Here is a 12,663-nt window from a genome sequence, read left to right as displayed (position 1 = left end):
TTGAGAAAAACAGATCGTTATCCTGTCAAAGGGGTCAATTCGCTTAGACAAGTCTATCGAACGGTCCCCTTTCTCAAGGTTGTGAAAAACTTTATCTTTATTCAAATGGCAAGGTATACGCCTTTTATGGGAATGAAAAATTGGATTTATCGCACCTTCCTTCGAATGAAAGTCGGGGAGGATACGGCGTTTGCTTTAATGGTGATGGTCGATCTCATGTTTCCTGAGAAAATCACTGTCGGTCGAAATAGTGTGATTGGCTATAACACGACCATTTTGTCCCATGAGTATTTGATTAAAGAGTATAGGCTTGGGGAAGTCTATATTGGTGATGAAGTGTTAATCGGAGCAAATTCAACGATTCTACCTGGAGTGACAATTGGTGATGGTGCGATTGTATCGGCGGGAACTCTTGTGAACAAAGATGTTCCGGCAGGCTCCTTTGTTGGAGGAAATCCAATGCGGATGATTTATACGAAAGAGGAAATGGAAGCACGTCAATCTTCGTCTGCTGAGTAGCTCGGCAGACTTTTTTGTTGACATTCTAACTTGGTGTAACTATAATGATTACAACAGAGGTGAGAAAACATGAAAATCAGCAGCAGATTTACTGTCGCTGTCCATATTCTGGCCTTGCTATCACTTGAAAAAGGTTCTTTACAGACATCGGAGGATATCGCAGGAAGTGTCAATACAAATCCAGTGGTGATTCGCCGTATCATGAGTAAGCTCAAAAAAGCAGGCCTAATCTCAACGAGTCTTGGCAAAGGCGGTTCTCAATTGAATCGCAGTGAAGATGACATGACACTGCTCGATGTGTATAAAGCGGTTGAAGTTGTGGATGAGGGAGAGTTGTTTCAAATTCATGAAAGCCCAAACCCTGACTGTCCGATCGGTGCAAATATTCAAGCTGTACTAGAATTAATTTTGTGCCGTGCTCAAAGTGCGATGGAGCAAGTGCTTGCTGAGATCAAATTAAGTGAACTAACGCAGGTTTTAATCAAAAAAATTGGATGATCTATTCAATTTTTTTTACCTCTGTTGTAACTATCGTGGTTACATCTTAAGTGATCAAAATAACAATATATTGTAGGAGGAATTTACATGAACATTGGAATCATTGGCGCAACAGGTAAAGCAGGACAACACATTTTAAAAGAAGCTCAATCGAGAGGGCACGAAGTAACGGCAATCGTTCGAGATGCACAAAAAGTGACCAATTCATCAGCAGCTGTTTTAGAAAAGGATGTTTTTCACTTAGAGGCAGGAGACGTCAAAGGTTTTGATGTGATCGTAAACGCATTTGGTGCACCAGCAGGACAAGAGCACCTTCATGTAGAAGCAGGGAAAAAACTCATTCATCTCTTGAAAGAGACACCAGAAACGCGTTTAATCGTTGTGGGAGGTGCTGGAAGTTTATTTGTAGATGAGGCCAAAACAACTAGACTGATGGACACACCGGAGTTTCCAAAGGAATACTTTGCTACTGCTTCACACCAAGGAGAAAACTTAAAAGATCTTCAAAAGACCGAAGGATTAAAATGGACATTTTTAAGTCCAGCAGCCTTCTTTAATCCAGCAGGCAAACGGACAGGTGCTTATGTGAAAGGCAAAGACCATCTTATCGTCAATTCAAAGGGTGACAGCTATGTGAGTTATGCTGACTACGCCGTTGCGCTTGTCGATGAGATAGAACAAGCTGCTCATGTTGGAGAACGTTTTACTGTGGTTTCTGAAGCAGAATAAGAAAATAAAAACCCCGCTATTTAGCGGGGTTTTATGCTTTAATGATAATCGCCTGGCTGCCCATCTGTTTCCAAGAATCCTCAAACTGTTCACGATCTACTTTTTGATTCTTCTCTCCGTAAGGGTTATTTAAGTAGACATGATCTTTGTCATAGCCAGTGATGACGACGCTATGCATATTAAAGCTGATATCTATTTTCCCATTTGGTGTATTCCATGTTTCAATGTTATCTGTTTTGGCAAAGGTCGAAGTGGTAATGACCCAGACAGGATAACCTTTTTCAAGTGATTGATAGATGGCCTTTTTGACTGGCTTGCCGGTCAAGTCCACCGCTTGATTACCTGCATATTTTTTCGCAAGCTGATAAATGGGTTCGTGGTACACACCAAGACCTGGCCCATTCTCCATATCGCCTACAAACCCGTCATGAGGGTCTCCTTTTAAGCCATTCTCATAATTGAGCGGGACACGCTTAATCTCGTTTGCCAATGCGTTTTTCGTTATATGCTCATAGCCGCTGTAATGAAGAAGCATGGCTAAGCTCGTGACTTCGCATCCGTTATAAAGCTTTGGTGCATCCATTTGATTAAAGAGGATGACGTCCATGGCTTTTTTATTTCCTTTTAAACTAGAATGTGTTGTTTCTGTTTTTTTCGTAGAACGTGTTTCTTCTGCTGCTAGTGCGGTATCATTTTCTTTTTCTTTGGCTTCTTGCGGTGACGTTGTTTTCTTGACTTGGTCGAATTGTGAAATGTAAATAAAGCCGAAATAAACAAGACATGCGCACAACAAAGTTAAGATTAATGTCTGGATGAATTTCACTGTAATCTCCTGTGTTATTCAATATTTTTAAGTATTATAGCATGTTCCTAAAGCAAAGAGATCAAAAAGGATTAGGTGTCATTTGAATGTAATATATGAACAAATGATTAAGGAAAAAAAGGGGAAAATAAAAATGATTGATTTAATCACTTTATTTTGTTAGCATATTATCATATTAGCGAACTAAAGGATTCGGAATTTTTTGTTTTAATGTGTTGGAGGTGCGGAACATGTTCATGTTTGAAAAACCATATGGTATGCGAGATTCATTACCAGGATTGTATGAGACGAAGAAAAGAGTTAGGCATTCTTTAACAGAGGTCATGAATGGTTGGGGTTATCGTTTAATGGAAACGCCAACGCTTGAATTTTACGATACAGTCGGTGTTCAATCGGCGATTACAGATACGCAGCTGTTTAAGCTTCTTGATCAAAATGGTCAAACCCTTGTGCTTAGACCTGATATGACGGGACCAATTGCGAGAGTGGCGGCTTCAAAGCTTCACGAACAGGCGTATCCGCTTCGAGTCGGTTATGCAGCAAACGTGTTTCGGGCACAGGAAAGAGAAGGCGGAAGACCTTCTGAATTTGAGCAGGTTGGTATTGAATTGATCGGTGATGGTTCGATTAGTGCAGATGCTGAAGTCATAGCGCTTGTCGTGTTTGCATTAAAAAATGCTGGACTTCAATCCTTCAAAATTGCGATCGGGCATGTGGCTTTGGCTGAGACCTTGTTTTTAGATGTACTAGGGAATACAGAGCGGGCGAACGTATTGCGCCGATTTTTATATGAAAAGAATTATGTGGGATACAGGCAGCATGTTAAACAATTGCCGCTCTCATCCATCGATAAAACAAGGCTGCTCCAGCTTTTAGAGCTGCGCGGCGGTCAAGAAGTGACCCAGCAGGCTGAAGAAATTGTGGTGTCACAAGAGGGCAAAGAAGTGCTTGCGGAGTTAAAGGCGCTGTGGGAGACACTTGAAGATTACGGCTGTACAGAATATATCCGTTTGGATTTAAGCATGGTCAGTCATATGAGCTACTATACGGGGATTTTGTTTGAAGTATTTGCAGATCATGTTGGGTCTGTGATCGGAAGTGGAGGAAGGTATGATCAATTGCTTGCTCACTTTGATGCACCCGCACCCGCTACAGGCTTTGGACTTCGATTAGACCGTCTTCTTGAGGCGCTCGACGCAAAAGAAATAAATGAGCCCCAAGAGGCTGTGATTTTTAGTAAAGAACAGCGGCTTGAAGCATTTGATTTTGCAGAAAAAGAGCGGACAAAGGGCAAAAGGATTGTTCTCCAAGACTTAGCAGGTATTGAAAATATCGATGCCATGACCAAGGCATTTGAGCAAGTGACTTATTTTATCGGCGCTAGAAAGGAAGAGCAAAATGGGTAAAGTGTTGACAATGGCAATGCCAAAGGGGCGGATATTTGAAGAAGCAGCAGGGCTATTAAGACAGGCTGGATATCAGCTGCCGGAGGAATTCGAAGATTCAAGAAAATTAATCATTGATGTACCGGAAGAAAGTCTCCGCTTTATTTTAGCGAAGCCAATGGATGTGACGACATATGTAGAGCACGGTGTAGCAGATGTGGGCATTGCAGGCAAAGACGTCATGCTTGAAGAAGCAAGGGATGTGTACGAAGTGCTCGATTTAAACATTAGCAAATGTCATTTAGCTGTAGCGGGCTTGCCGGGAGCCAGCTGGGGCGGTGTCGCGCCGCGTGTGGCCACAAAGTACCCAAATGTCGCTTCTTCTTATTTTAGAGAACAAGGTGAGCAGGTGGAGATCATTAAGCTAAATGGTTCCATTGAATTAGCACCGCTCATCGGACTTGCCGATCGAATTGTTGACATTGTCTCCACCGGTCAAACACTTAAGGAAAATGGGCTTGTCGAAACGGAACATATTTGTGACATTACGTCACGTTTTATTGTCAATCCTGTGAGTTATCGAATGAAGGATGCGGTAATCGATGAAATGGCGCAGCGTCTGGCAAGAATCATCGAAGGAGAAGGGGAGGAAACATCATGAACATCACCTACATACAAGAAGGTGAGACAGACACTCTCTCACTCAAGCGTTCTCTAGATACAGGAACGGAAGAGCAGCGATTGGCTGTTCAGCGAATAATCGAAGAAGTGAGAAAAAATGGTGACGAAGCGGTACGGTCTTTCACGAAGCAATTTGACGGTGTCTCTATTGAACAGCCACTTGTGACGGAGGATGAAAAGACAAAAGCCTACGAACGTTTGGACCCGGAGATGATCCAAATCATCCAAACGGCGATCCGGAATATTCGAACATACCACGAGCGTCAGCTGACCTCCTCTTGGTTTTATCACCAAAAGGACGGTTCAATGCTAGGTCAGAAAGTAACACCGCTCGATGCGGTCGGTGTATATGTCCCAGGCGGAACGGCCGCCTATCCATCATCTGTTTTAATGAATGTGATCCCGGCACTTGTTGCCGGCGTTGAGCGAATTGTCCTTGTGACACCGCCAGGAAAAGACGGTCGTCTGTCTGACGCTGTACTAGTAGCAGCGAAGGAGCTGGGCATTTCAGAAATGTACAAAATGGGTGGTGCTCAGGCGATAGCTGCTCTTGCATATGGAACGGACAGTATCCAGCCTGTTGATAAAATCACCGGTCCAGGAAACATTTATGTAGCACTTGCCAAACGGGAAGTATTTGGTCAAGTAGACATTGATATGATTGCGGGCCCAAGTGAAATTGCTGTCTTAGCAGATGAAACGGCAACTGCACATGAGGTGGCAGCTGATTTGCTTTCACAGGCAGAGCATGATGCGTTGGCATCTAGTATTTTGGTGACACCATCCAAGGTACTGGCTGAAAGAGTGCAAGCAGAGGTGCAAGCGCAGTTGGACACTTTGCCAAGAAAATCAATCGCAGCACAATCTATTCAAGACCATGGTTATATTTACGTGACAGAATCTTTGGATCGTGCAGTTGATATCGTGAACCAGTTAGCCCCAGAGCATTTAGAAGTGCTGACGGCGTATCCAGCATCACTACTTGGTCAAATCAAGCATGCTGGAGCGATTTTCTTAGGGCGTTACAGCCCAGAGCCGGTAGGGGATTACTTCGCAGGACCGAACCATGTGCTGCCAACAAACGGGACAGCAAGATTCTCCAGTCCGCTTGGCGTCACGGATTTCCAAAAGAAAACGAGCATCATTTCATATAGCAAAGAAGCCTTTGAAACACATAGGGAAAGCATTGCGGCTTTTGCAAGATTAGAAGGGCTTGAAGCACATGCAAGATCGATTGAAGCGAGAAAGCGGGAGGAATCAAAATGAGACAGGCGGAAACAGCGAGACAGACAAATGAAACGAACATTTCGTTAGCGCTAGAGATTGATGGTGAAGGAAAAGCAGATATTCAAACAGATGTCCCTTTTATGACGCATATGCTCGACTTATTCACAAAGCACGGGCACTTTAACTTAACTGTAGATGCAAAAGGAGACACAGATGTCGATGATCACCACACAACAGAAGATATTGGCATCGTGCTTGGGCAGATGTTTAAAGAAGCGCTCGGTGATAAGAAAGGAATTAAGCGCTACGGCTCTAGTTTTGTTCCAATGGATGAAACACTCGCCCAAGTCGTCGTGGATTTAAGCAATCGTCCTCATTTGGAAATGAGAGCCGATTTCCCTAGTCAGAAGGTCGGCACCTTTGATACGGAGCTGGTTCATGAGTTTCTTTGGAAATTTGCCCTTGAAGCACGAATCAATCTTCATGTGATCGTTCACTACGGATCCAATACCCACCATATGATTGAAGCCATTTTTAAAGCGATGGCACGCGCCTTAGATGAAGCAACAACTATTGATCCGCGTGTGAAAGGGATTCCGTCGACAAAGGGGATGCTCTAATGATTGGCGTCATTGACTATGGAATGGGAAATTTGTTTAGCGTATCAAAAGCACTGGAACGAGCAGGAGCGTCTTATATCGTGTCTTCTGAAGTAGAGGAGCTGAAAAAGGCAGATGCGTACATTTTGCCAGGAGTCGGTTCGTTTCGTGATGCGATGCAGCTGTTAAGACAGACAGGACTTGAGGCGTTTATCCACCAAGTCGTGCAGGAAGGAAAGCTGTTATTTGGCATTTGCCTTGGTATGCAGCTGTTGTTTGAAGAAAGTGAAGAAGCAGGAAAAACAAAAGGGTTAGGCTTTTTAAAAGGACGTGTCGTTCTTTTGAAGGATCGTGATCAGGATGGACAAAGGCTGAAGGTGCCTCATATGGGCTGGAATGAGCTCACATTTCATCAGCCGTCACCATTATTTGACGGTGTGCCGGAAGGATTTGCATACTTTGTTCACTCTTATTATGTGAGCGGCATGAATCCAGAAGATCTATTGGCAAGTGCGCCCTATGGCGTTCAAGTACCTGCCGTTGTTGGGAAGGGGAATGTGTTTGGAACGCAGTTTCACCCTGAAAAAAGCAGTACAACAGGAATGGCACTGCTGAAACAGTTTATTCAATTAGCAAACGAACAGAGGGTGAGCAAATGAGTGATTTTACATTATATCCAGCAATTGATATGAGAAATGGCAAATGTGTACGACTTGTGCAAGGAGACTATGACCAAGAAACCATTTATGGAGATTCACCGTTAGACATGGCGAGACGGTTTGCAAATGAAGGAGCGAAATGGATACATCTTGTTGATTTAGATGGCGCAAAAGCAGGAAAACGCGTGAATCACGAGCATGTGCTGGCGATTGCTTCCTCATTAGATGTGAATGTCCAAATTGGCGGCGGCATTCGGACAGAAGAAGATGTTGCATTCTATCTAAACAATGGCGTATCGAGAGTCATTCTTGGCAGTTCAGCGGTGTCAAACCCGATTTTTGTGAAAAAAATGCTGGCGCAATATGGAGAGAAAATTGCCATTGGCATTGATGCACGAAACGGTTTTGTATCGACTGAAGGGTGGCTTGAAACGTCGGAAGTGAAGGCGGAGGAACTCGGTAAGGAACTGGCAAAGGAAGGCGCAGAGGTCTTTATTTTCACTGATATTCAAATGGATGGCATGCTGTCTGGTCCAAATGTGGAAAGTACGGTTCGATTAGCAGAAGCAACTGGCAAACAAGTCATTGCCTCAGGTGGTGTCAGTGCAGTAGGTGATCTGCAAAAGCTATCAGCACAAAAGCAGACAGGTGTGTCTGGTGCAATCATTGGCAAGGCGCTGTACACAAAGCAATTTACTTTAGCAGAAGCGTTTGAAGGGCTTGACAGCATATGATGACAAAACGAATCATTCCATGTCTTGATGTAAAGGAAGGGCGTGTGGTCAAAGGGATCCAATTTCTAGGGTTGAAGGATGCTGGTGATCCGGTCGAATTAGCGCAGATCTATGACGAGGAAGGTGCGGATGAACTCGTCTTTCTTGATATATCTGCCTCTCATGAAGGCCGAAAAACAATGGTGGATGTGGTGAAACAAGTTGCATCCACTCTCGCTATCCCATTCACGGTGGGCGGCGGGATTAACCACCTTGATGACATGAAGCGTATATTAAGAGCGGGGGCAGACAAGGTGTCTGTGAACACAGCGGCTGTTTTAAGACCGGAGCTAATAACAGAAGGAGCCGACTTTTTTGGTTCACAGTGCATAGTTGTTGCGATTGACGCGAAATACGATGAAGAGAAACAAGCATACATGGTCTATACGCACGGAGGACGTCGTCAAACGGATTTAGAAGTGAGTGACTGGGCGAAAGAAGCCGTGCGAAGAGGAGCAGGCGAGATCTTGCTGACTAGCATGGATGCCGATGGTGAGAAAACGGGATTTGAGCATCGTTTGACGAGGCTTGTATCAGAAGCAGTCACAGTGCCAGTTATTGCTTCAGGAGGTGCTGGCAATGCGCAGCATATGCTGGAGGCTTTTACAAAAGGTGAAGCTGATGCCGCACTCGCAGCCTCTATTTTCCATTATAAAGAAACCTCTATTCAAGAGGTGAAGACATATTTGAGAGAACACGGGGTGAAGGTAAGATGAAACAGGCAAACGAATTAACCTTTAATGATGCAGGTCTCATTCCTGCCATTGTACAGGATGCTCAAAGCAAGGAAGTTCTTACTTTGGCGTATATGAATCAAGAATCCTATGAAAAAACATTAGAGACAGGGGAAACATGGTTTTTTAGCAGATCGAGAAATGAGCTTTGGCACAAAGGAGCTACATCTGGACACACCCAGCGTGTTACATCTATTCGCTATGACTGTGATCAAGATGCCCTGCTTGTTCTAGTGACACCAAGCGGCCCAGCCTGCCATACAGGCAGCTATAGCTGTTTTTCAGAAGATGGCGTGAAACAGCCAAGGGGAGAACAAGACCGCTTTGCCATTTTAAATGAACTGGAACAGGTCATTGCGAAACGGCAGATGGAAATGCCAGAAGGAGCTTATACGACCTATCTTTTTGAAAAAGGAGTCGACAAAATCCTGAAAAAGGTAGGGGAAGAAGCTTCTGAAGTGATCATTGCGGCGAAGAACCGTGATCAAGAAGAATTGAAATGGGAAACAGCAGATCTCCTGTATCACCTTCTTGTGTTATTACGTGAACAGCAGCTGCCTCTTGATGATGTATTAAAGGTATTGAAAAAGCGCCATCAAGGGGAATGAAAAGCTGGGGGTATCCCCGGCTTTTTGCTTTTAAATGAAAAACAAATCCTTCCTTTCCTTTTGTTCTATGTGACGACTCATGAAGTATGTTATACTACACACGGTACACTGTTCGAAATGGAGGGTATCGGTGAGTAAATACACTTCTCAAAATAATCACACACAAGTCGTCCAGCTATTCCAAGATGGGCATTACTTTTTTCATAAAGGTCTAAAAGCATATAGAGAAAGAAATCTGTCTAGGGCAAGTAAGCTGATACAGCGGGCCATCGTACTTGAGCCTGAAAATGTAGAAATGCTGTCGCAGCTTGCCATTATTTATACTGAAATGGGTCATTACCAACAATCTAATGAACTGCTTGATTTTATCCTTGAACACTTGGATGAGAATATGTCAGAGTGTCACTACTTTAAAGCCAATAATTATGCGAATCTCGGTTTGTTTCAAGAGGCATATAGATGCGCCACTGCTTATGCTGCGCTGGAAGAAGACGGGGAATTTGCAGATGAAAATGACGATCTCCTCGATCTGCTTGATATGAGTGACGATGTTGATGAAGATTTTCCTTATGATCAGGATGATCTGATTGTAAAGCAGGATCAAGCCAACCATTTGCTAGAAAGCGGCAGGCTGGATGAAGCAATCGAGATGCTGGAACAGATGATTGTTGAGTATCCAGAGTTTTGGTCAGCGTATAATAATCTCGCTTTGGCCTATTTTTATTCTGGCCAAATCGATCAGGCAAAAGAAATGTTGAACCGGGTCCTTCATGAAAATCCCGGTAATCTGCATGCCCTTTGTAATCAGCTTGTTTTCTATCATTATGAAAAAGAAGAAGAAAAGGTCAATTTGTTAGCGAAGCAATTAACGCACGTGTATCCAATATTAAGTGAACAGCGTTATAAGCTTGGCGCGACATTTGCCCTTGTTGGAGAATTTGAATGGGCATTTAAATGGCTTTATTCTTTGTATAAAACAGGTTTCCAAGGTGATAGTACGTTTTTATACTGGCTGGCAAGTGCAGCCTATTATACGGGCCACAAAACGCTGGCGCAAACCGTCTGGGATAAGATGGTGGAAGAAGATATTGATGCAGATGAAATCAAGCCGTGGCAAGATAAACCAGAGGAGTCTGAGCCAATGGTTTCAATTGAGGAACGACTCACTGCCTACTATGTTAGCAAACAAAAAGGTGAACGTGACGTCTTGCAATCTGTTCTTGATTCCCGCGCTGCGAAAACGGCCTTTGAACAGCAGTTTATTGAGTTACTTTTATTTGAAGATCAAATGGAAGAACGATCGTTTTCAGAAGATGCGGTCTTCGCAAAACAGGCGGCATCTGCTTTGGAAGAAGCGGTGCAGCCTGATAGCCACATGCCATATTTTTGGTTATTCCATATTATTCAGCAAGCACGCGCTTCAGGCGTAGAGAAGAAAAATGCCATTGCATGGGCAGCAGCTTCTTATTATCTATGGATGAATGAACAAGAAGAATCAGCTGTCAGCAAAAAAGAGATCGCAGCTTCTTTTCAGATCAGCGTTCAAACGCTGTCAAAATATGAGAATATTATTTGTGCGTTCATGGTTTGAATAGGTAAATAGATTCAGATAACAGCAGCATGGCCGAAAAGGTCATGCTTTTTTCTTGGATAAAAAGGTGGGATTTGCTAGGATTTGGCGAAGTATGACAATCTCGACATCTATTTGAAACATAAATGTAATAAAAATATTAGCTCATTTTGTCGATGTGTCATGTATAATGAAACTCGTGGATTAAAACAAAGACATATATTTAAATATTTTACTATACATAATGCAACACCTAGTGATAGAAACAATCTGGTCAACATCTGACTGAATCATCAGGAAGAAAGACACAGGAAGCACAGATTGGTCGCAGAGAATTTGCTGCTTTCTCATGTCGCTTGGGAAATTGTCAAAGGAGGAACTATACGTGAAAAAGTTTATTACTTTCGGTTTAGCTTCGGTGATTGGAGCGAGCGGTTTATTTATTCCATTTACCCATGAAGCAAATGCACAGAACTTTGAACAAAAGAAACAAGAACTAGACAGCAAGCAGTCAGAGGTAAACAAGAATCTTCAAAAGAAAAAAGAAGAGCTTTCAAAGCTTGAGGCAAAACAAGAGGCACTTGCGCTAAAGCTAAAAGAAATTGACGAAAAAGCTTTAAAAACAAGTGATCAAATCGAAGAAAAACAAAAAGAAAACGAAAAAACAAAAAAAGAAATCAAAGCACTGAAAAAAGAAATTGCTGATACAGAAAAACGTATCGAAGAAAGAAACGAATTCTTGAAAAAGCGTGTACGTGCGCTTCAAGAAAGCGGTGGTTCTACGAAATACATAGATGTATTACTAGGAGCAAAAAGCTTTAGCGATTTTATCAGCCGTGCAGGTGCTGTATCTACATTAATCAACGCAGACAGCGAAATCATTAAAGAACAAGAAAGAGACAAAGCGGAATTACAAAAGTCTGAAAACGAATTAAACACAAAGCTTGAAGATGTTCAAAAGACGCTTGCAAAGCTTGAAACACTTCAAACAGACTTAAATAAACAGCTTGATGAGAAAGACAAGCTATTCAAGCAAGTGAAAAAGCAAAAAGGAAGTGCCTCTTCTCAAATCAGCGAGTTAAACACTGAGGCAAACAGCATTGCATCTGAAAAAGACGCAACAATCGCTGCTCAAAAACAAGCTGAAAAAGAAGCAAGAGAAGCTGCTCAAAAAGCAAAAGAAGAAAAAGCACAAAAACAACAGCAGCGTCAAGCTAGTGTTCAAGCAGAAGACAACAGCTCTAATAACGACAGCGGTTCTTCTTCAAATAACAGTGGATCTTCAAATAACAATAGCAGCAGTTCACCAAGCAAAAAGCCATCTTCTGGCGGTGGATCACCTGTCAGCAATAACGTAGGCGGAATCGAAGGTGCAATCAGCACAGGTTCTACGATTGTAGGACAATCTCCATATAAATGGGGCGGCGGCAGATCACAAGCCGATATTGACGCACGTCGTTTTGACTGTTCTTCATTCGTTCGCTGGGCATTTGCATCAGCAGGCATCAACCTTGGACCAGTTGGCGGTACAACAACAGATACGCTTGTAGGTAAAGGAAGAGCTGTAAGTGCATCTGACATGAAACGCGGAGACCTTGTGTTCTTTGATACGTATAAAGTAAATGGACACGTTGGTATTTACTTAGGAAACGGTACATTCTTGAACGATAATAGCTCTCGCGGTGTTTCAGTTGACTCTATGAGCAACGTTTACTGGAAAAAAGCATTCAATGGCGTTGTAAGAAGAGTCGTTGAATAAATCATTACTTACTATATAACCGTAAACAGGCTTCCTTAAACAGCAGTTTAAGGAAGCTTTTTCTTTTTTTGAAGATATGAGCAAATGATTCGCTTATTA

Annotated in this window: 14 protein-coding genes; 13 read left to right on the top strand and 1 reads right to left on the bottom strand. The window is 42.8% G+C overall.

The genetic code is table 11. From position 1 onward, the window contains the following. The 3 genes from MHH31_RS16080 to MHH31_RS16070 all read left to right on the top strand — a co-directional run bounded on the left by MHH31_RS16080 (position 1) and on the right by MHH31_RS16070 (position 1,746). On the top strand, positions 1–519 hold the full coding sequence (locus tag MHH31_RS16080) for an acyltransferase (RefSeq protein WP_024719892.1): 519 nt from the start codon (positions 1–3) through the stop codon (positions 517–519). A 69-nt stretch (positions 520–588) separates the two neighbouring features. Continuing rightward, entirely contained in the window at positions 589–1,017 is a 429-nt protein-coding gene (locus MHH31_RS16075; protein ID WP_024719891.1) for an Rrf2 family transcriptional regulator, read from the top strand. 87 nt (positions 1,018–1,104) lie between these two features. Next, positions 1,105–1,746 carry an NAD(P)-dependent oxidoreductase gene (locus MHH31_RS16070; protein WP_035389623.1) on the top strand — a complete coding sequence of 214 codons (642 nt, stop codon included), beginning with the start codon at positions 1,105–1,107 and terminating at the stop codon, positions 1,744–1,746. A 31-nt stretch (positions 1,747–1,777) separates the two neighbouring features. Here MHH31_RS16070 and MHH31_RS16065 read toward each other — a convergent pair whose 3' ends face one another. Beyond that, the gene (locus MHH31_RS16065; protein ID WP_178897353.1) at positions 1,778–2,569 is read right to left on the bottom strand and encodes a C39 family peptidase; all 792 of its coding nucleotides are present in this window, start codon (positions 2,567–2,569) and stop codon (positions 1,778–1,780) included. A 230-nt stretch (positions 2,570–2,799) separates the two neighbouring features. Here MHH31_RS16065 and MHH31_RS16060 point away from each other — a divergent pair, with 230 nt between their 5' ends. From MHH31_RS16060 to MHH31_RS16015, 10 genes are all read left to right on the top strand, one after another. Beyond that, on the top strand, positions 2,800–3,975 hold the full coding sequence (locus MHH31_RS16060) for an ATP phosphoribosyltransferase regulatory subunit (protein ID WP_017368113.1): 1,176 nt from the start codon (positions 2,800–2,802) through the stop codon (positions 3,973–3,975). Then, entirely contained in the window at positions 3,968–4,615 is a 648-nt protein-coding gene (hisG, locus tag MHH31_RS16055) for an ATP phosphoribosyltransferase (RefSeq protein WP_259253531.1), read from the top strand. The genes MHH31_RS16060 and hisG overlap by 8 nt, the downstream gene beginning before the upstream one ends. Further along, entirely contained in the window at positions 4,612–5,901 is a 1,290-nt protein-coding gene (gene hisD / locus MHH31_RS16050) for a histidinol dehydrogenase (RefSeq protein WP_327862215.1), read from the top strand. Before hisG ends, hisD begins: the two co-directional genes overlap by 4 nt. Next, on the top strand, positions 5,898–6,482 hold the full coding sequence (gene hisB / locus MHH31_RS16045) for an imidazoleglycerol-phosphate dehydratase HisB (RefSeq protein WP_268382127.1): 585 nt from the start codon (positions 5,898–5,900) through the stop codon (positions 6,480–6,482). Before hisD ends, hisB begins: the two co-directional genes overlap by 4 nt. Beyond that, the gene (hisH, locus tag MHH31_RS16040; RefSeq protein WP_268382125.1) at positions 6,482–7,120 is read left to right on the top strand and encodes an imidazole glycerol phosphate synthase subunit HisH; all 639 of its coding nucleotides are present in this window, start codon (positions 6,482–6,484) and stop codon (positions 7,118–7,120) included. The genes hisB and hisH overlap by 1 nt, the downstream gene beginning before the upstream one ends. Further along, positions 7,117–7,854: a 1-(5-phosphoribosyl)-5-[(5-phosphoribosylamino)methylideneamino]imidazole-4-carboxamide isomerase gene (hisA, locus tag MHH31_RS16035; protein WP_039169085.1), complete on the top strand. Its 738-nt coding sequence runs from the start codon at positions 7,117–7,119 to the stop codon at positions 7,852–7,854. Before hisH ends, hisA begins: the two co-directional genes overlap by 4 nt. Next, complete coding sequence (gene hisF, locus MHH31_RS16030) at positions 7,851–8,609, top strand: imidazole glycerol phosphate synthase subunit HisF (protein WP_035389615.1); 759 nt, start codon at positions 7,851–7,853, stop codon at positions 8,607–8,609. Before hisA ends, hisF begins: the two co-directional genes overlap by 4 nt. Next, positions 8,606–9,235 carry a bifunctional phosphoribosyl-AMP cyclohydrolase/phosphoribosyl-ATP diphosphatase HisIE gene (gene hisIE, locus MHH31_RS16025; protein ID WP_079919149.1) on the top strand — a complete coding sequence of 210 codons (630 nt, stop codon included), beginning with the start codon at positions 8,606–8,608 and terminating at the stop codon, positions 9,233–9,235. Before hisF ends, hisIE begins: the two co-directional genes overlap by 4 nt. A gap of 130 nt (positions 9,236–9,365) precedes the next feature. Next, the gene (locus MHH31_RS16020; RefSeq protein ID WP_024719882.1) at positions 9,366–10,826 is read left to right on the top strand and encodes a tetratricopeptide repeat protein; all 1,461 of its coding nucleotides are present in this window, start codon (positions 9,366–9,368) and stop codon (positions 10,824–10,826) included. A gap of 364 nt (positions 10,827–11,190) precedes the next feature. After that, the gene (locus tag MHH31_RS16015; protein WP_041091649.1) at positions 11,191–12,564 is read left to right on the top strand and encodes an NlpC/P60 family protein; all 1,374 of its coding nucleotides are present in this window, start codon (positions 11,191–11,193) and stop codon (positions 12,562–12,564) included. The last annotated feature ends 99 nt before the right edge of the window (positions 12,565–12,663 follow it).

The sequence above is a fragment of the Bacillus sp. FSL K6-1033 genome (genome assembly GCF_038630765.1).
Classification (GTDB): domain Bacteria; phylum Bacillota; class Bacilli; order Bacillales; family Bacillaceae; genus Bacillus; species Bacillus altitudinis.
Note: the sequence above shows the minus strand (reverse complement) of the source record. Positions and strands in the feature narration are given on the sequence as shown.